Origin of the sequence: Dietzia sp. HMSC21D01, from assembly GCF_001815995.1 — a bacterium.
GTDB classification, from domain to species: domain Bacteria; phylum Actinomycetota; class Actinomycetes; order Mycobacteriales; family Mycobacteriaceae; genus Dietzia; species Dietzia cinnamea.
This window is the reverse complement of record NZ_KV823880.1, coordinates 1-18,942: the sequence shown is the minus strand read 5'-3', so window position 1 is coordinate 18,942 and position 18,942 is coordinate 1. Positions and strand designations below refer to the sequence as shown.

Genomic DNA, 18,942 nt, shown 5'->3' with positions numbered 1-18,942 from the left:
GGCCGTCGTCGCCGCCAGCCCGGGCACGAGCGCGAGCGCGGGCACGCCTCCCGGCCGCCGCAGGCGGGGATGTCGGTGCCAGAGCACGAGCACCGCGCACACCGTGGCGGAGCCGGTGAGCACGACGAGCGTGAGCAACTGGCTGCCACCGTCCGCCCCCGAATCGGTCAGCCGCAGGCCGCGTCCGCCGCCGACGGACAGAAGCTCCGAGCGGGGGGCCGCGACGGCCCACAGCGTCAATGCCGCGAGAAACGGGGCGACGACGCCCAAGAGTGTGCCCGCCGCGCGTGGGGCGGTGCCGGGCGTGCGGTCGGACGAACGCACGACACCTGACGACGACGGGCCGGTCATGCGGCCCGACTGTACCAACGGCGGTGACGCCGACCCGCTGTGGTGTAATCGGACCCGGCTCCGCTCCCCCCGGCGTGGCGCCCGGATGCCGGGCCGGGGCCATCCGCGACCCCCGGACAAGACGTCAGGAAGTATCAGCCAGTGGCCTCCACCCCTGCTCCCGCGCCCGCCCCCCGGCGCCGCGGGACGAAGGCCTACCGGCACGACATCGACGGCCTGCGCGGCCTCGCGATCGCACTGGTCGTGGTGTTCCACATCTGGATGGGCCGCGTCTCCGGCGGCGTCGACGTGTTCCTCACCCTGTCCGGGTTCTTCTTCCTCGGCTCGCTCCTGCGCGGCGCCGGCGACCCGGACACGCCCCTCAACCCGCTGCCGCACCTCAAGCGCCTGGTCCGCAGGCTGTACCCGGCGCTGGTGGTGACGGTCGCCGCGACCGTCCTCGGCACCGTGCTCGTCAAGCCGCCCACCCAGTGGTCGGCGATCTTCGAGCAGACCGTGGCCTCGCTGCTGTACTACCAGAACTGGGAACTGGCGCTCACCGCCTCGGACTACGCGGCCGCCGACGCGACCATCTCGCCACTGCAGCACCTGTGGTCGATGTCCGTCCAGGGCCAGTTCTACCTGGTGGCCCTGGTGGTGGTCCTCGGCGTGAGCCTGCTGTGGCGTCGGCTCGTCCGCCGCGGCACCCCCAAGTGGGTCCTCGTCGGCATCGTGGCCGCGGGCACCGCCACATCGGCGTGGTGGGCCGTGCTCGGACAGTCCGCCAACCAGTCGTGGAACTACTACGACACCGGCGCCCGCATGTGGGAGCTGCTCGTCGGCGGCCTGGCGGCGATCGTCCTGGCCGGGATCGTCCTGCCCTGGCCCCTCCGCCTGCTCACCACCGCCACCGGCCTCTTCCTGGTGGTGAGCACCGGATTCCTCTTCGACGGCGCGGGCCACTTCCCCGGCCCGCTGGCCTGGTACCCCATCGGCGGCGCGCTGCTCATCATCCTCGGCGGCAACCTCCCGCCCGGCCTGCGCGCCACCCCGGCCCGGGACCCCATCACCTGGCTGCTGTCCGGCCGGCTGTTCCGGCGCCTCGGGGACATCTCCTACTCGCTCTACCTGTGGCACTGGCCGCTGCTCATCCTGTGGCTCTCCCACGACCGCGAGGCCGAGATCACGCTCGCCTCCGGCCTGGTGATCATCGCCGTGTCGATCGTGCTGGCGCTTCTCACGGAGAAATACATCGAGCGACCGGTGCGGATGGCCAGCCGGGCCCGGGGACGCACCACCCCGGCGGCCGCCGCCCGCGACCGGCTCCGGGGCGGCCCGGAACGCTCGCCCCGGGAGCAGAGACTGTTCGTCCGCGCGAGCGTCCTCGTCGTCGTCGCCGCCGTCGCCAGCGTGGCCACCGTCGGCTGGTGGGGCGCCACCTCCGGTTCCCGCTCGGCCGTCCCCTACGTCGACTCCCTCACCGACCCGGACCACCCCGGCGCGCGGGCGTTCCTCGAGGGAGTCCCCGCGCCCGACGACGTCGCGTACGTCCCCTCCCTGCTCCAGGTGGGCAACGACCTGCCCGCCAGCACCATGGACGGCTGCATCTCGACCTTCGAGTCCTCCGAGGTGGAGATGTGCGTCTACGGCGACGTCACCTCGCCCCGCACCATCGCGCTCACCGGCGGCTCCCACGCCGAGCACTGGATCAGCGGCCTCGACGAGGTCGGTCGGCACTACGGCTTCCGCGTGGTCACCGTCCTCAAGATGGGCTGCCCCCTCACCCTGGACGCCACGGTCTCCGACGGCGGCGAACAGCTCTACGAGAGCTGCGCCGAGTGGACCCCCGAGGCGCTGGCGGCGCTCGTCGGGCTGGACCCGGACTTCGTCTTCACCACCGCCACCCGACCCGTCGGCGTCGTGGGACCCGACGTCACCCCCCGCCAGTACGTCGACCTGTGGCGCGCGCTCGGCGAGCAGGGCATCGGGGTCATCGCCATCCGCGACACCCCGTGGCTCAACCGCGGCCGCGGCCCGATCCGCGCCTCCGACTGCCTCGGCGACGGCGGCACCCCGGCCGAGTGCGGCATGCCTCGCGAGCGCTCCATCTCCCCCGTCAACCCCGCCGCGCTCGCCGGCGCCGGCCTCGACTCCGTGCGACTGCTCGACCTCACCGACGGGCTGTGTGATCCCGAGGTCTGCCCCGCCGTGGTGGGCAACGTGATCGTCTACCACGACTCCCACCACCTGTCCGGCTCCTGGGTGCGCTCCGCGTCCGGCGAACTGGCCCGTCAGATGGGGCCCGCCACCGGCTGGTGGTGACCGGGACCTTCGCGTACGAGGGCCTCGCCGGGTACCGATAGGCACTACCCTTGGGCAGCGTGACCCAAGATGACGTGACGCAAGCCGCCCCGGAGCTCATCCGCGCCTGGCCGGGAACCCCTTACCCGCTGGGGGCCACCTACGACGGCACCGGCACGAACTTCTCCCTGTTCTCCGAGGTCGCGGAGCGCGTCGAGCTCTGCCTGATCGACGACGACGGCAGCGAACAGCGAGTCGAACTCGAGGAGGTCGACTACCACATCTGGCACTGCTACCTGTTCGGAGTGACCCCGGGTCAGCGGTACGGATTCCGCGTCCACGGGCCGTACGAGCCGGAGAACGGACTGCGGTGCGACCCGTCCAAGCTGCTGCTCGACCCGTACGGCAAGGCGTTCGACGGCAGCTTCGACGGCCACCCGAGCCTGCACAGCTACGACCTCGACAACCCGGACGAGCGCAACACCGACGACTCGCTCGGGCACACCATGACCACCGTCGTGATCAACCCCTACTTCGACTGGGGCAATGACCGGGCGCCCGGCCACGAGTACCACAACACGGTGATCTACGAGGCCCACGTCAAGGGCATGACGGCCACCCATCCCGACATCCCCGCCGAGATGCGCGGGACCTATGCGGGCATGAGCCACCCCGCGATCATCGACTACCTCACCGAACTGGGCGTCACCGCGATCGAGCTCATGCCCGTGCACCAGTTCATGCACGACCAGCCGCTCATCGACAAGGGCCTGCGCAACTACTGGGGCTACAACAGCTTCGGGTTCCTCGCCCCCCACAACGAGTACGCCTTCTCCCGCCAGCCCGGCGACGCCGTGAGCGAGTTCAAGGCCATGGTCAAGGCCTTCCACGAGGCGAACATCGAGGTGATCCTCGACGTGGTCTACAACCACACCGCCGAGGGCAACCACCTGGGGCCCACCATCGGCTTCCGCGGTATCGACAACCAGGCCTACTACCGGCTCGTCGAGGGCGACAAGCAGTTCTACATGGACTACACGGGGACCGGCAACACCCTCAACGTCCGGCACCCGCACTCGCTGCAGCTCATCATGGACTCGCTGCGCTACTGGATCCTCGACATGCACGTCGACGGCTTCCGCTTCGACCTCGCCTCGTCGCTCGCCCGCGGCCTGCACGAGGTCGACCGGCTGTCCTCGTTCTTCGATCTCGTCCAGCAGGACCCGGTGGTCAGCCAGGTCAAGCTCATCGCCGAGCCGTGGGACGTCGGTGAGGGCGGCTACCAGGTGGGCAACTTCCCGCCCCTGTGGACGGAGTGGAACGGCCAGTTCCGCGACACGGTGCGCGACTTCTGGCGCGGCGAGCCCGCCACCCTGGGCGAGTTCGCCTCCCGCCTCACCGGCTCCTCCGACCTGTACGAGGCCACCGGCAGGCGCCCCACTGCGTCGATCAACTTCGTCACCGCGCACGACGGTTTCACCCTCAACGACCTCGTGACCTACAACGAGAAACACAACGAGGCCAACGGGGAGGACAACAACGACGGCGAGAGCCACAACCGCTCCTGGAACTGCGGCGTCGAGGGGCCCACCGACGACCCCGAGATCCTCGCCCTGCGCCGCCGTCAGAAGCGCAACCTGCTCACGACCCTCATCCTCTCGCAGGGCACGCCGATGATCGCCCACGGTGACGAGATCGCGCGCACCCAGCACGGCAACAACAACGTCTACTGCCAGGACAACGAGACGTCGTGGATGAACTGGGACCTCGACGAGGAGCAGGAGGACCTGCTCGCCTTCACCCGCGAGCTCGTCCAACTGCGGAAGAACCACCCCGTGTTCCGGCGTCGACGCTTCTTCGGCACCCCGGTGCGCGGCGAGGAGGACCCGCAGGACATCGCGTGGTTCGCCCCCGACGGCTCGGAGATGACGAGCAAGGACTGGGACTCCGGCTTCGGCAAGTCCCTGGCCGTCTACCTCAACGGCGAGGGCATCCGCGAGCCGGACGAGCGTGGGCAGCGGATCATCGACGACTCGTTCCTCATGCTGTTCAACGCCCACCACGAGCCCATCGACTTCTCGTTGCTCGGCCCCGAGTACGCCGAGGCGTGGGAGATCGTCCTCGACACCACCCGGCCCGCCGGCGACCACAACGGGGACCTGCCCTCCGACGGCACCCTGGTCGTGGCCGGCCGCGGCACGGCCGTCCTACGGAAGCTGCGCTGATGGGCGACGCCGCGAACGGCGCGGGGTCGGGCCTGCGGGCCCGGGTCGACGCTCTCTCCAGCACCTACCGCCTCCAGCTGCGCACCCCCGCCTCCGACCCCGACGGCCGCGGCTTCACCCTGGCCGACGCCGAGCAGCTCGTGCCCTACCTCGCCGACCTCGGGGTGGGCGCGGTGTACCTCTCGCCCGTCCTGACCGCCACGCCCGGCTCGACCCATGGTTACGACGTCGTCGACCCCACCGAGGTCTCGCCCGAGCTCGGTGGGATCGACGCCCTGCGGTCCCTGCGCGCGGCGTGCCGCGCCCACGGGCTGGGGCTGATCGCCGACATCGTGCCCAACCACCTCGGCGTGGACGAGCCGGCCGCCAACCCCTGGTGGTGGGACGCGCTGCGGCGGGGCCCCGACTCGGAGTATCACCGCTTCTTCGACTTCGACACCGAGAAGGCCAACGGGGCCGACGGCAGGATCGCGATACCCGTCCTGGGCTCTCCGGAGGACGTGGCCGACCTCGTCGTCGTCGCCCCCGAGGACTCCCCGAGCGGCGAGGCCGAGCTCCACTTTTACGACCACCGCTTCCCCGTGGCGCCCGGCACCGGGGACGGCACCGCGCAGGAGGTGCACGACCGCCAGCACTACCGGCTCACCCACTGGCGCGAGCCGCTGCTCGGCTACCGTCGCTTCTTCACCGTCACCGGCCTGGCCGGACTCCGCCAGGAGGACCCCGAGGTCTTCGACGCCACCCACGCCGAGGTGCGCCGCTGGTGCGAGGAGGACCTCGTCGACGGCATCCGCGTCGACCACCCGGACGGGTTGTCCGACCCGGTGGGCTACGCGCACCGACTGCGGGACCTCGTCGGACCGGACCGGCTCGTGCTGGTGGAGAAGATCCTCGCGCCCGACGAGGTCCTCGAGCCCGCCATGGGGGTCGACGGCACCACCGGTTACGACGCCCTGCGGCTCATCGATCAGCTGCTCGTCGACGCCTCCGGCGAGGCCCGGTTGTCCGAGCTCGCCGCGCGGTACAGCGGTGACCCGGGCGACGAGGACCGGATCCACGCGCAGTCCGCCGAGCTCAAGAGACAGATCGCCGCCGAGGATCTCGCCCCCGAGTTGGCGCGGCTCGCCCGCGTCGTGCGCCACGAGGCCGCCGCCGGGCACGGGGGGTCGACGAGCGACGACGTCGAGGAGCGCGATCTCCGCGAGGCCCTTATCTCGGTGATCGCGCGTACGCCGTTCTACCGGGCCGACTATCCCGTCCTGCGGGGCACCCTCCCGGCCATCGTCGACGGCCTGCGCCGCGACCGGCCCGAGCTCGCGCCCGCACTGCGCCTCGTGGCCGGTGCACTCGCGCGCGGCGGCGAGGCGTCCACGCGGCTCGCGCAGGTCACCGGCGCCGCCACCGCGAAGGCCGAGGAGGATCGGCTCTTCTACCGCCTCGGGCGGCTCGTCTCGCTCAACGAGGTCGGCGGCTCACCCGGGCGAATGGGCATGGCCGTCGAGGCGTTCCACCTGGCGATGGCCGAACGCGCCCGCGCCACACCGCTGGCCATGACCGCGCTGAGCACCCACGACACCAAGCGCGGCGAGGACGTCCGCGCCCGGATCTCGGTGCTGTCCCAGGTCCCGGACGCGTGGGCCGACCTGGTCTCGCGCGTGTTCGAGGCCCATCCCCCGCCGGCCGAGGACGCCGGGTACTTCCTGCTGCAGATCGTCGTGGGCGTGTGGCCGGAACCGGGCGGGCCGACCGACGAGCTGCGTTCGCGTCTGCACGACTATGCCGACAAGGCCCTGCGGGAGGCCGCGGTCCACACAAGATGGACCGATCAGAACGCGGAGTTCGAGTCCGCCGCGCACGAGTGGATCGACACCCTACTCGGCTCCGGTTCCGCGCTCATCGGCCCGTTCGTCGAGCGCATCGCCCCGGCCGGACGCGACAACGCACTCGTCGCCAAGGCCGTGCAGCTGCTCTCCCCCGGCGTGCCGGACGTCTACCAGGGCACCGAGGTGTGGGAGGACTCACTCGTCGACCCGGACAACCGGCGGTTCGTGGATTACGGTCCGCTCCGCTCGGGCGCCGTCGCCCGTGCCGGCCATCCGAAGTTCGCACTGGTCCGCGAAGTGCTCAGGATACGCCGGTCGCACCCGGCGGACCTCGTCGGCGGGGCACACGTGCCGCTACCCGTGCACGGTCCCGCGGCCGCGGACGTCGTCGCGTTCACGCGGTCGGTCGACGGCCGCGCGGCGGTCGGGCTGATCGCCCGGCGGCGGACGGCGGTCCTCAGCGCCGGCGATCTTGGAGGCACCACCGCCCTGCTGCCGGAGGGGACGTGGGCGGTGCGGCCCGGCGGGGCTCCGATCTCCGGCCGCGTCGACCTGGGCGAGTTGCTCAGCGCCTTCCCCGTCGTGGTGATCGTTCGCGAGGACTGAGGCGGGTCGACTGGCGTGTCGGGTCCGTCCGGTCGGGCTGGGTGGGGTCGAGCTGGGCCGGGTGGGCTGGGTCAGCCGCGGCCCAGCAGCCTGTCGGTCTCCCGCCGCTCGCGCTTGGTGGGCCGGCCCGCGCCGCGGTCCCGTCGCGGTTGGGAGGCCAGGACCTCCTTGGGCGGCGGCGGGGGCGAGTGGTCGATATAGCAGGTCGCCGCCACCGGAGCCCCGACCCGCTTGCTCACCGTCTCGACCACCTCGAGAATGCGAATCCGGCCGAGCGTGCCCGTCACCTGGACCCGGTCGCCGGGCACGACGTTCTTCGACGGTTGCACCGCCTCGCCGTTGACCTTGACGTGGCCACCCCGACAGGCGGCCGCCGCCTTGGTCCGCGACGGGAACAACCGCACCGACCACGTCCACGCGTCCACCCGCACACCCATGGCCCGAGGATAACCGCGCCCGAAGCCTCCACGCGGCCCGCGCAGTCTCATGACGGCGTTACGCCCTTCGATCGGTGATCCGCCCCTCGGATGACGATCTGCACTCGGAGTTCCTAGGGCAAATCGAGCTGCGGAGGGCGGATCGAGGTTCGAGGGGCGGATTGTGACGGTCAGCCGCCGTAGTCAGGCGGCGGCCGGGTACATCACGCTCCGAAGGCGCTGCACCAGGAGCCGAGGCTTGTCGAGATCCGCCCAGCGCCAGTGGAGCACCCGGTAGCCCAGAGCCATGAGCGCGGCATCTCGATCTTTCTCCACACCCAGTCGGCGCCGGGCCTCTGTCGCATCCGCGCCATCGAGGTACTTGCCGAAACCGTCGCATTCGCCGATCAGACCGAGCTCCGGCCAGAGAAAGTCCACGCGAGCGACGAAGTTGCCGTGGGTATCGAAGATGTCGACCTGTGTCTGAGGCTCAGGAAGACCGTAGTCCGCGAAGATCAGGCGACTGCGGGTCTCCGCGACGCTCTCGCTGCGGGCATCGACTCGCGCCAGCGCGGCCCGCGCGCGTTTGACACCGGATTTACCGGCCGCGCGGCTCAGCGCGTCGTCCACCGACGCCGCAGTGACCGCCTCCGCCTTGAAGGCCGCATCTGCGACTGCCACGCTCGCCGGTGGTGCGCACGCCCTGGCCACGTCCACGATGGTGCGTTTTGGGCGGGTCACGCGGAGCCCGTCGACCACGTGGACGTCGTCTTCCGCCAACGGGGTCACGTCATGCCTGGTCAGCCTGGTGGTACGGGATCTCTGGGCGTACCCGGCGCGGGACAACGACACGGTTCCGAGTGGCAGATCCCAGCCCGGCAATCCGAGGACGAGTGCTGCCGACCAGTGGGTGAACACCGGGCATCCGAGGGCGCGGTCCGCCGCCAGCACCATGAGCAGGTGCCGCTCCTCTCGCCCGAGCTCTCGCGTGGACCGGTCGACGTAGAAGCCGGGCCGCAGGCGGATGAGATCGCCCGAGGTGACCGCTCTACCGAGCGACTGGGTGCTGAAGCCGGCCGCCATCAACTGCTCAGTCGTGTGGAGAAGTGCTCGCAGGTCATCGAAAGTAGCCATGGTCAGATCCTCGGTGCTCATCTGGCCGGTTCCGGCTCATCCCGGTGCTCGACTCGTTCTCCTGTGGATCACGCCGGCGACTGTGACTGCGTGCTCGCAGCCAACTGACCTGCCTCATCGCCGCTGTCGGGGCGGCGAGTGGACGAGTTCCCGCCGGGCGATCCGGATCCTCACGACTTGCTTCCGACGGCCGAAAGTCCCGTCAGAGTGGACATCCAGCCGTAGCCGGCGTGAGCCTCCGATGCGGCCGTGGGCGTTCTGCCCCTCGGATCGCGAGTTGCTCCAGGAGTTCCTAGGGCAGGTGACGATCCGAGGGGCAGATCGTCGGGGGGCCCGAGCCGGGGCGCCATGGGAGACTGGGATCACACCACCCCGCAGCTCGCTGGAGGACCCATGACCGACGCCGCCTCGATCGCTCCGGCGACACTCGACGCCGCCGCCACGCTCGAGCGGATCCTCGACGAGCGCTACAGTTGCCGCGGCTTCACCTCGGAGCCGGTGCCTGAGGAGACGATCGAGCAGATCCTGCGGATGGCCCAGCGCACGGCATCGTGGTGCAACTCGCAGGCCTGGCAGGTCGACCTCGTGACCGGGGACGCGACGGCCGCGTTCAGCACGCACCTCACCGAGCACGTGTTGGCCAACGACATGCGCTCGGATTTCCCGGCGCCGGAGCGGTACGACGGCGTCTATGGGGACCGCCGGCGGGCCAGTGGCTACGGCCTCTATACCGCGCTGGGCATCGAGCGGTCGGACCAGGAGGCGCGACTGCGCCAGATGCTGGAGAACTACCGCTTCTTCGGCGCCCCCCACGTCGCGATCATCACCTCGGACGCGGGCCTGGGCACCTATGGGGCAGTCGACTGCGGCGGGTACGTCTCGACGTTCCTGGCCGCGGCCACCTCACTCGGCGTGGCGACGTGCGCGCAGGCCGCGATCGCCCTGTATTCCGACGCTGTCCGCGAGCACCTGTCGATCCCGGCCGACCGGCTCATCGTGTGCGGGATCGCCTTCGGCTACGCGGACGAGAACCACCCGGCCAACACGTTCCGCGCCGAGCGCGCGGACCTGGGCGACGTCGTGCGCCGCCACGGTTAACCTGCATCCAGCCGTTCGGGCCGGCGAGCGGCTGGCGACGGCTCAGTACAGCTCGCGCTTCTGGTCCGGCTTGCCGGAGATCGCCTTGCGGACCTTGTTGCCGTGGTAGATCGTCAGAATCCCGGCGATGATCGCCACCAGCGTAAAGAACGAGCTCGCGAACAACGCGATCGGCAGCGACACCACAGTCACACCCAGCGCGATCGCCGTGTTCCGCGCATCCTTACGGACCTGCTGCTTCTGGGCCTCGATCGAGTTCGGCTGGTAGGGCTGCATGCTCATACGTTCAGGATTCCATATCCGGGCGTGTCGCCGCGGTCTCGGTGGTCGCGACCCCCGCCTCTGACCACTCGGCGCCCCCGGACGTGCGGGCGGCGAGGATCGGCCCGATCACCCCGAACTCCCCCGCCACCGTCAGCCCGACTCGACGGCCGTAGTCCACGTCGAGCACGCGGACGCCGGCCGAGCGCAGCGCCGCCTCGAGTCCACCGGCGACGGAGTGGTCGACCACGGCCTTCCACGCGGGGGTCCGGGTCACCTCCACGACGCGCCCGTCGGTCCACGCCTGCTCGACGGCATCGCTCACCGCGGCGGAGTAGGCGCGGGCGAGGCCGCCGGTGCCGAGCTTGGTGCCGCCGAACCACCGGACGACCACCGCGCACACGCCGGTCAGCCCGCTTCCCCGCAGGACGTCCAGCATGGGGGTCCCGGCGGTGCCGGAGGGTTCGCCGTCGTCGTTGGTCCGCTCGATCGGGCCGGCCCCGGGGTCGCCCACGATGAAGGCACTGCAGTGGTGGCGAGCCGCCGGATGCGCGGAGCGGAGGTCGGCGATCAGGGCGCGGGCGTCCTCCTCGTCGTCGCACCGTCTCAACACCGCCACGAACCTGGAGCGCTTCTCCTCGTACTCCCCCGTCACGTCCGGACCGGCGGAGAGCCTGAGCACGGGCGGCAATGCGGTCATGCCCCCAGTATCGCGCCCGGTGGCGGTGACGCGGCGCGGCGGTCCGACCCGACCCCTCACCACGGGCACCGGTTTTCCCTACGCTGGGTGATGTGACCTCTCCGAGCGCATCGACCTCGTCCACAACCACCGGCGCCGACATGTTCTCCGTGTGGGCGCCGGAGGCACGCGCGGTGGGGCTGGTGCTGGACCACCCCGACGCCGATCCCGTCCCCATGCGGCGTGCCGCGGACGGCTGGTGGACGTGCGGCGTTGCCCGGGAACAGGGCAGGGACTACGGGTTCGTGGTGACCGGCGACGACGACGAGGTCGGTCCGCCGCGTCCCGACCCGCGGTCGACGCGTCAGCCGGACGGGGTGCACGGGCTGTCGCGGGTCCACCGCCTCGACCCGTCCCGCTGGACGGACGCGGCGTGGACCGGCCGGCAGCTGGCCGGGTCGGTGATCTACGAGATGCACGTGGGCACCTTCTCGACCGGCGGGACGCTGATCAGTGCGATCGAGCACCTCGACGAGCTGGTCGAGCTGGGCGTGGACATGGTCGAGGTGATGCCCCTGGGCGCGTTCAACGGCGAGTACGGCTGGGGTTACGACGGCGTGGCGTGGTTCGCCGTGCACGAGCCGTACGGCGGGCCGGACGCGTTTCAGCAGTTCGTGGACGCCTGCCACGCGCGCGGCCTGGCGGTGTGCCTGGACGTGGTCTACAACCATCTGGGCCCGTCGGGGAACTACCTCCCGGAGTTCGGGCCGTATCTCTCGGCCGCGGACGGGCCGTGGGGGTCGGGACTGAACCTCGACGGCGAGCACTCGGGCGAGGTGCGGCGCTACATCATCGACAACGCGCTGCGCTGGTTCGACGAGTTCCACGTCGACGCACTGCGTCTCGACGCCGTGCACGCGCTGCACGACGCGTCGGCCGTGCACCTGCTGGAGCAGCTGGTGGTGGAGGTCGAGTCGCTGTCCACCCATCTCGGGCGGCCGCTGTCGCTCATCGCGGAGTCCGACCAGAACGATCCGCGGACCGTCACCGCGCGGGAGGCCGGCGGGCTCGGACTGGACGGGCAGTGGGTCGACGACGTGCACCATGCCGTCCACGCCGCGGTCTCCGGAGAGCGACAGGGCTATTACGTGGACTTCGGGTCGCTCGAGTCGTTGCGGCAGGTGCTCACGGGCGCGTTCCTGCATGCGGGAACCTATTCGACCTTCCGGGGTCGTGTGCACGGGCGGCCGCTGGACGTGGATCGGGTGCCGGGTAGTCGGTTCGTCGCCTACACGCTGACCCACGACCAGGTGGGTAATCGCGCGGCGGGCGATCGGCCGTCGATGAATCTCACGCCGCAGCAGCAGCTGGCCAAGGCCGCGATCGTGCTGTGTTCGCCGTTCACGCCGATGTTGTTCCAGGGCGAGGAGTGGGGTGCGCGGACGCCGTTCTGCTTCTTCACCTCGCATCCCGAGCCGGAGCTGGCCGAGGCGGTGCGGCAGGGACGGACGCGCGAGTTCGCGGCGATGGGTTGGGATCCCGACACGGTGGCGGACCCGCAGGATCCGGAGACGTTCCGCCGCTCGGTGCTCGACCGCTCGGAGCAGGCAGCCTATGAGCACGCTGAGATCCTGCGCGTCTACCGCGCGCTGATCGCCCTGCGCAAGGCCGAGCCGGAGCTGAGCGATCCGTGGCTCGCGCCGGTCCGTGTGGAGTGCGGTGTGGAGGCCGACGACGACCGCTGGCTGGTGGTCCATCGTGGATCGTTGGCGTTGGTGGTGAACCTGGGCACCGAGCCGTGCCGGGTCCCGCTGGCCGGCGAGGCGGTGCTGGCCTCTGCTGCGGTGGTCGACGCCGAGTCGGTGTTCTGCCAGGCGTTCGGGTTCGCGGTGGTGCGGACACGCTGACGCCCGGTCGGGTCAGGTCAGGTATTCGTACGCGGCGGTGCCGGGCTCGAGGCGCTCGCAGTCGATGCGGGAGGCGTCCATACGCTCGAGCAGCGAGTGCAAACCGGTGGCCGACCCGAGCTCGATGCCCACCAGCGCCGCGCCGAATTCGCGGTTGTTGCGCTTGAGGTACTCGAACAGCGTGATGTCGTCCTCGGGACCCAAGACCTCGTCGAGGAAGCGACGCAGCTGGCCCGGCTCCTGCGGGAACTTGACCAGGAAATAGTGCTTGAGGCCCTTGTGGACGAGGGACCGCTCGATGATCTCGCTGTACCGCGAGACGTCGTTGTTCCCGCCCGAGACGATGCAGACGACAGTGGCGCCCTCGTCGATCTCGAGCTGGTGGAGGGCCGTCACCGCCAGCGCGCCGGCGGGCTCACAGATGATCCCCTCGTTCTGGTACAGCTCCAACATCTCCGTGCACACCGCGCCCTCGTCCACCGTGAGGACCTGGATCCGCTCGGTCATCGAGGAGATGACGCCGAACGGGAAGTCACCGAGCCGGGCGACGGAGGCGCCGTCGACGAAGGTGTCGACCGTGTCGAGGGTGACGGGCTCCCCCGCTTCCAGAGCTCTCGTCAGCGACGGGGCGCCAGCGGGCTCGACGGCGATGATCTTGCAGTCCGGCGCGTACTCGGCCAGATAGGTCGCGATGCCCCCGGCCAGTCCGCCGCCACCGACCGGGACCACCACGGCGTCGGGGACCTCGTCGAGCTGCGCGAGGATCTCGGCGGCGATCGTGCCCTGCCCGGCCATCGTGTCGGGGTGGTCGAACGGGGGCACCATGGTCGCCCCGGTGCGCGTGGCGTCCGCGCGGGCAGCCGCCTGGGCGGCGTCGAAGTTGGTCCCCGTCACCACGAGCTCGACCCAGCTGCGGCCGTGGGCCAGGATCCGGTCGCGCTTCTGCTTGGGCGTGTTGGTCGGCACGTAGATGCGGCCGTTGATCCCGAGGACCCGGCAGGCGAACGCCACTCCCTGGGCGTGGTTGCCGGCGCTGGCGGTGACCACGCCCGCGCTGCGTTCGTCGCCGGTCAGCTGCGCCATGAGGTTGTACGCGCCGCGGATCTTGTAGGAGCGGACCGCCTGCTGGTCCTCCCGCTTGAGCAGGATGCGCGCGCCGGTCTGCTCGCTGAGCCGCTCGCTGGCCTGCAGGTCGGTCGACCGGATGACCTCGCCGATCCGGCGGGCTGCGGCGTCGATGTCGTCGGTGGTCACGACCTGGGTGGGCGCGGGTTCGGTGGCGGTCACAACCACCAGTGTCCCACCGCCCCCGCGATCACCGCCAACCGGTCACCGCGTGCGCCGGGCGGCCGCGGTCAGCCCGCGAGGCAGCCGGCGCCGAGTAGCGCCTTGAGGTCCCCCATGAGGGAGGACGAGGTCTCGACCCGCAGTTGGTCGTCGAGCCGCAGGACCGTCGAGGAGTTGCCGTTGACCAACCGCAGGTGGACGTCCGAGGGGCCGGGGTGGCGGACCAAGACCTGCTTGAGCGCGGTGACGGTCTCGATGGTGCACATCCGCGTCTGCAGCGTCAGCGCGAGCGGCGCGCCGTTCCCGCCGACGACCAGGTCCGGCACCTCGAGGGTGTCGCCGAAGACCGACACGCGGTCCTCACGGATGTTGATCCTCGCCTTGACCAGCACGACCGCGTCCTCGGCGATGTCCAGTGCAGCGATCCGGTAGGTCTTGGGGAAGAACAGCACCTCGACGCTGCCGTTGAAGTCCTCGATCGTCACGATCGCCCACGGCTCGCCGTTCTTGTTCACCCGCCGGTCGACTCCGGAGATGATCCCGCCGATCGTCACGGCGGTGCCGTGGGCCAGCTCGCCCTCATGGATCGTGGCGATGTTCGTGTCGGTCTTGGCCTCCAGTGCGGCCTCGAGCCCGTCGAGAGGGTGCCCGGACACGTACAGGCCCAACATCTCGCGCTCGAGGGCCAGTTTCTGCTTGGTGTCCCACTCCTCGTCGGGCACGCGGACGGCGAACACGTCACCGAAGCCGGTGTCGGCCGCGGTGTCGTCTCCCCCACCGAAGAGGTCGAACTGGCCGACGGCCTCGGCCTTCTTGGTGGACATCACCGATTCCACGGCGTCGGCGTGGACCAGGAACAGGCCCTTGCGCGGATGGCCGAGCGAGTCGAAGGCGCCGGCCTTGATGAGCGACTCGGTGACCTTCTTGGTGCAGGCGGTCTGGTCGATCTTGGCGAGGTAGTCCGAGAAGTCGGTGAACTCGCCCTTGGCCTCGCGGGCGGCGACGATCGAGTCCACGACCTGCGCGCCGACGTTGCGCACGGCGCCAAGGCCGAACCGGATGTCCTTGCCGACGGACGCGAAGTTCGTCAGCGACTCGTTGACCGACGGCGGGAGCACCTTGATACCCATCTGCCGGCAGTTGGACAGGTAGAGGGCGGCCTTGTCCTTGTCGTCACCGACGGAGGTGAGCAGCGCGGCCATGTACTCGGCCGGGTAGTTGGCCTTGAGGTAGCCGGTCCAGAAGGACACGAGGCCGTAGCCGGCGGCGTGCGACTTGTTGAACGCGTACGAGGCGAAGGGCTCGATGGTGCCCCACAGCGCGTCGACGGCCTCCTTGGAGAACCCGCGCTCGAACATACCGCCCGAGAACTTCTCGTACTCCGCGGCCAGGACCTCGGCCTTCTTCTTACCCATGGCCTTACGGAAGCCGTCGGCCTCACCGGCCGTGTATCCCGCGAGCTCGCGGGAGATGGCCATGATCTGCTCCTGGTAGACGATCAGGCCGTGGGTCTCCCCGAGGATCTCCTTGAGCGGCTCCTCCAGCTCAGGGTGGATGGGCACCAGTTCCTGCTTGCCGTTCTTGCGGTCGGCGTAGTTCCAGTGCGTACCCATGCCCATGGGGCCGGGCCGGTACAGCGCGAGGGCGGCCACGATGTCGTTGAAGCCGGTGGGCTTCATCCGCTTGAGCAGCTCGCGCATGCCGCCGGAGTCGAGCTGGAACACGCCCAGGGTGTCACCGCGGGCGAGCAGATCGTACGTCGCCTGGTCGTCCGTGCTCAGCGTGTCGAGGTCGATCTCCTCGCCACGGTTGAGCTTGATGTTCTCCAGGCAGTCACCGATCACCGTGAGGTTGCGCAGGCCCAGGAAATCCATCTTGAGCAGGCCGATGTCCTCACACGACGGGTAGTCCCAGCCGGTGATGAGGGCTCCGTCCTGCGCGCGCTTCCACATGGGGATCACGTCGAGCAGCGGCTCGGAGGACATGATCACCGCACACGCGTGAACGCCGGCCTGACGGACCATGCCCTCCAGCCCGCGGGCCGTGTCGTAGATCCGCTTGACGTCGGGGTCGGTCTCGAGGAGTTGGCGCACCTCGGCGGCCTCGCCGTACCGCTCGTGCTTGGGGTCGGTGATCCCGGACAGCGGGATGTCCTTGGCCATGATCGGCGGCGGCAGCGCCTTGGTGATGCGGTCGGCGATCGCGTACCCGGGCTGGCCGAAGTTGACGCGGGCGGCGTCCTTGATGGCGGCCTTGGTCTTGATGGTGCCGAAGGTGATGACCTGGGCGATCTTGTCGGCGCCCCACTTGTCGGACGCGTAGCGGATCATCTCGCCGCGACGCCGGTCGTCGAAGTCGATATCGATATCGGGCGCGGACGGCCGCTCGGGGTTGAGGAACCTCTCGAACAGCAGTCCGTGCTCGATGGGGTCGATGTTGGTGATCTTCAGCGCGTACGCCACCAGCGCGCCGGCGGCGGAGCCTCGGCCGGGGCCGACCTTGATGCCGATCGAGCGGGCGTGCTCGATGAGGTCGCCGACCACGAGGAAGTAGCCGGGGTAGCCCTTGCCCTTGATGACCTCGAGCTCGAAGTTCGCACGCTCGATGTACTCCTGCGGCACCCCGTCGGGGAAGCGCCACTGCAGACCCTTGTGGACCTCCTTGGCCAACCAGGTGTCCTCCGTCTCGCCCTCGGGTACGGGGAACTTGGGCATCCGGTCGCGCGGGGTCCAGATGTCGTCGTACGGCTGGACACGCTCGGCGATCCACAGCGTGTTGTCGCAGGCGCCGGGGACCTCGGAGTCCCACTGGGCGCGCATCTCCTCGGCGGACTTGAGGAAGTAGCCGTCCCCGTCGAACTTGAAGCGGTTCTCGTCGGCCAGCGTCTTGCCGGTCTGGACGCAGAGCATGGCCTCGTGGGCGTGGGCCTGCTCGCGGGTGACGTAGTGGCAGTCGTTGGTCACGAGCGGCGGCATGCCCAGGTCCCTACCGAGCTTGAGCAGGTCCTCGCGGACCCGACGCTCGATGTCGATCCCGTGGTCCATGAGCTCGAGGAAGAAGTTGTCCTTGCCGAAGATCGACTGCCACTTCTCGGCGGCCTCGTAGGCCTCCTTGATGTGGCCGAGGCGCAGGCGGGTCTGGATCTCGCCGGAGGGGCAGCCGGAGGTGGCGATGATCCCCTCGGAGTACTCGGCGAGGATCTCCGCGTCCATGCGCGCCCACTTGCCCAGCTGCCCCTCGTACGAGGCCAGCGAGGACAGCCGGAACAGGTTGCGCAGGCCGGTGGCGTTCTCGGCGACCATCGTCATGTGCGTGTAGGCGCCGGAGCCGGCGACGTCGTCACTCTTCTGGTGCTTCTCGCCCCACAGGATGCGCTTCTTCTCGAACCGCGACTCCGGGGCGACGTACGCCTCGATCCCGATGATGGGCTTGACCCCGGTCTTCTTGGCCTGCTTGTAGAAGTCCGAGGCGCCGTACATGTTGCCGTGGTCGGTCATCCCAACGGCCGGCATACCCAGACGTGACGCCTCCGCGAACAGCGGGTCGATCTGCGCCATCCCGTCGAGCATCGAGAACTCGGTGTGATTGTGCAGATGCACGAACTGATCGCCCACGAAAGCACTCCTCCTACGGACTCGTCCGCCACAGTCTAGGTCGGATCACCGACAGTCCTCGAACCCCCAGGACGGGCCGCGCGCGGCGTGCGACCGGCCAGCGTGAACGCGATGACGGCGGTCCAGATGAGCGCGAAGCCCACCCACTGGACGGCGTCGAGTCGCTCGCCCACGACGAGCAGTCCCCACGCCATCTGCAGCACCGGGACGATGTACTGCAGCATGCCGACGGTGGCCAGCGGGATGCGCTGCGCGGCGACGGCGAACAGCAGCAGCGGCACCACGGTGACGAGGCCGGAGGCGGCCAGCAGCGCGGAATGCCCCGCACCGTGCCCGGTGAAGGTGCCCGCGCCGGACGCGCCCAGCCAGACCAGGAAGGCCACCGCGACGGGCGTCGTCACCGCGACCTCGCCGAGCATCCCGGTCACCGGATCCACGCGCAGCTTCTTCTTGAACACGCCGTACAGACCGAAACTCACGGCGAGGATCACCGACAGGTACGGGAAGTGACCGTATCCGGCGGTGAGGACCCCGACGGCGACGACGGCGAGGGCCACCGCGAGCCACTGTGGGCGGGTGAGCCGTTCGCGGAAGACGATCACGCCCAGCAGCACGCTGACCAGCGGGTTGATCGTGTACCCCAGTGCCGCCTCGGTGACCCGCTCGGAGTTGACCGCGTACACGTAGACGCCCCAGTTGGCCGAGACGAAGGCGGCCGCACCCCCGATGCGGGCCCAGGAGGTGCGGTCCATGGCGCGCACCCGCCCCCAGCCGCGCAGCAGCGTGACCACGATGGCCATGACGACGAACGACCACACGATCCGGTGCGCGAGGATCTCGACCGCCCCGGCGGGCTCGAGCAGCGGGAAGAAGGCGGGGAAGAAGCCCCAGAGCGTGTACGCCGCGACGCCGGCCGCCATGCCGACGGCGACCGTCCTGTCCTTCTCCCCTGCCGCCTCACCGTTCACCGGCGCAACCCTAGCGCCGGTCGCCCGCGGTGGCCGGTCAGGCGGGGGGTACGGGGGCGGCGTCCGGGAGCGGCAGGGCCGAGTCGACCTGCTGAGGCAGCAGGGGCCGGACGGCGAAGCGCCCGTACACCGCGTCGGGGGGCAGCGCCTCCACCGCCCGCACACCGCGGTGGTCGGCCACCGCGCGCAGCTGTCCGGTCGTGCCGCGCACGAGCAGGCCGATGATCGCGGGCTCCCCCGCCCGGATGCGGGACGCGGTGAGCGCGGCGGCCGCGGCGGCCCGGTCCGATCCC

12 protein-coding genes and 2 pseudogenes are annotated in these 18,942 nt (G+C 70.3%); 5 read left to right on the top strand and 9 right to left on the bottom strand.

What is annotated here, in order from left to right; translation table 11 throughout:
• A pseudogene (locus HMPREF3086_RS07315) lies at positions 1-351 on the bottom strand (hypothetical protein); the annotation flags it as partial.
• Positions 352-492: 141 nt separating this feature from the next.
• Here HMPREF3086_RS07315 and HMPREF3086_RS07310 point away from each other — a divergent pair.
• The 3 genes from HMPREF3086_RS07310 (at position 493) to treY (ending at position 7,285) form a co-directional block, all read left to right on the top strand.
• Positions 493-2,652, top strand: a complete 2,160-nt coding sequence (locus tag HMPREF3086_RS07310; protein ID WP_061229127.1) for an acyltransferase family protein — start codon at positions 493-495, stop codon at positions 2,650-2,652.
• Between the two features lie 74 nt (positions 2,653-2,726).
• Positions 2,727-4,856 (top strand): glycogen debranching protein GlgX, encoded by a 2,130-nt coding sequence (gene glgX / locus HMPREF3086_RS07305; protein ID WP_061229126.1) that lies wholly within the window; start codon positions 2,727-2,729, stop codon positions 4,854-4,856.
• Positions 4,856-7,285, top strand: a complete 2,430-nt coding sequence (gene treY, locus HMPREF3086_RS07300) for a malto-oligosyltrehalose synthase (protein ID WP_061229125.1) — start codon at positions 4,856-4,858, stop codon at positions 7,283-7,285. The genes glgX and treY overlap by 1 nt, the downstream gene beginning before the upstream one ends.
• Before the next feature lie 71 nt (positions 7,286-7,356).
• On the opposite strand, the gene HMPREF3086_RS07295 is transcribed toward treY, so the two are convergent.
• Complete coding sequence (locus HMPREF3086_RS07295; RefSeq protein WP_061229124.1) at positions 7,357-7,722, bottom strand: RNA-binding S4 domain-containing protein; 366 nt, start codon at positions 7,720-7,722, stop codon at positions 7,357-7,359.
• A 183-nt stretch (positions 7,723-7,905) separates the two neighbouring features.
• Positions 7,906-8,835, bottom strand: coding sequence for a type IV toxin-antitoxin system AbiEi family antitoxin domain-containing protein (locus tag HMPREF3086_RS07290; RefSeq protein WP_232303118.1), 930 nt, complete (start codon positions 8,833-8,835; stop codon positions 7,906-7,908).
• 393 nt (positions 8,836-9,228) lie between these two features.
• On the opposite strand from HMPREF3086_RS07290, the gene HMPREF3086_RS07285 reads away from it, so the two are divergent.
• Positions 9,229-9,933, top strand: a complete 705-nt coding sequence (locus HMPREF3086_RS07285) for a nitroreductase (protein WP_061229122.1) — start codon at positions 9,229-9,231, stop codon at positions 9,931-9,933.
• A gap of 42 nt (positions 9,934-9,975) precedes the next feature.
• Here the strand turns inward: HMPREF3086_RS07285 and HMPREF3086_RS07280 are convergent, their stop codons facing one another.
• A complete protein-coding gene (locus tag HMPREF3086_RS07280) occupies positions 9,976-10,215 on the bottom strand; it encodes a hypothetical protein (RefSeq protein ID WP_061229121.1) in 240 nt (79 codons plus the stop codon).
• 4 nt (positions 10,216-10,219) lie between these two features.
• A complete protein-coding gene (locus HMPREF3086_RS07275) occupies positions 10,220-10,894 on the bottom strand; it encodes an IMPACT family protein (protein WP_061229120.1) in 675 nt (224 codons plus the stop codon).
• 140 nt (positions 10,895-11,034) lie between these two features.
• Between HMPREF3086_RS07275 and treZ the strand changes: the two genes are divergently transcribed.
• Positions 11,035-12,780: a malto-oligosyltrehalose trehalohydrolase gene (gene treZ / locus HMPREF3086_RS07270; protein WP_232303120.1), complete on the top strand. Its 1,746-nt coding sequence runs from the start codon at positions 11,035-11,037 to the stop codon at positions 12,778-12,780.
• A 12-nt stretch (positions 12,781-12,792) separates the two neighbouring features.
• On the opposite strand, the gene ilvA is transcribed toward treZ, so the two are convergent.
• From ilvA to HMPREF3086_RS07250, 4 genes and pseudogenes are all read right to left on the bottom strand, one after another.
• Positions 12,793-14,067: a threonine ammonia-lyase IlvA gene (gene ilvA, locus HMPREF3086_RS07265; protein WP_083324340.1), complete on the bottom strand. Its 1,275-nt coding sequence runs from the start codon at positions 14,065-14,067 to the stop codon at positions 12,793-12,795.
• Between the two features lie 68 nt (positions 14,068-14,135).
• Positions 14,136-17,681 (bottom strand): DNA polymerase III subunit alpha, encoded by a 3,546-nt coding sequence (dnaE, locus tag HMPREF3086_RS07260; protein WP_070721046.1) that lies wholly within the window; start codon positions 17,679-17,681, stop codon positions 14,136-14,138.
• A 35-nt stretch (positions 17,682-17,716) separates the two neighbouring features.
• A complete protein-coding gene (gene rarD / locus HMPREF3086_RS07255; RefSeq protein ID WP_109149080.1) occupies positions 17,717-18,649 on the bottom strand; it encodes an EamA family transporter RarD in 933 nt (310 codons plus the stop codon).
• Positions 18,650-18,686: 37 nt separating this feature from the next.
• Positions 18,687-18,942, bottom strand: a pseudogene (locus tag HMPREF3086_RS07250) (hypothetical protein); the annotation flags it as partial.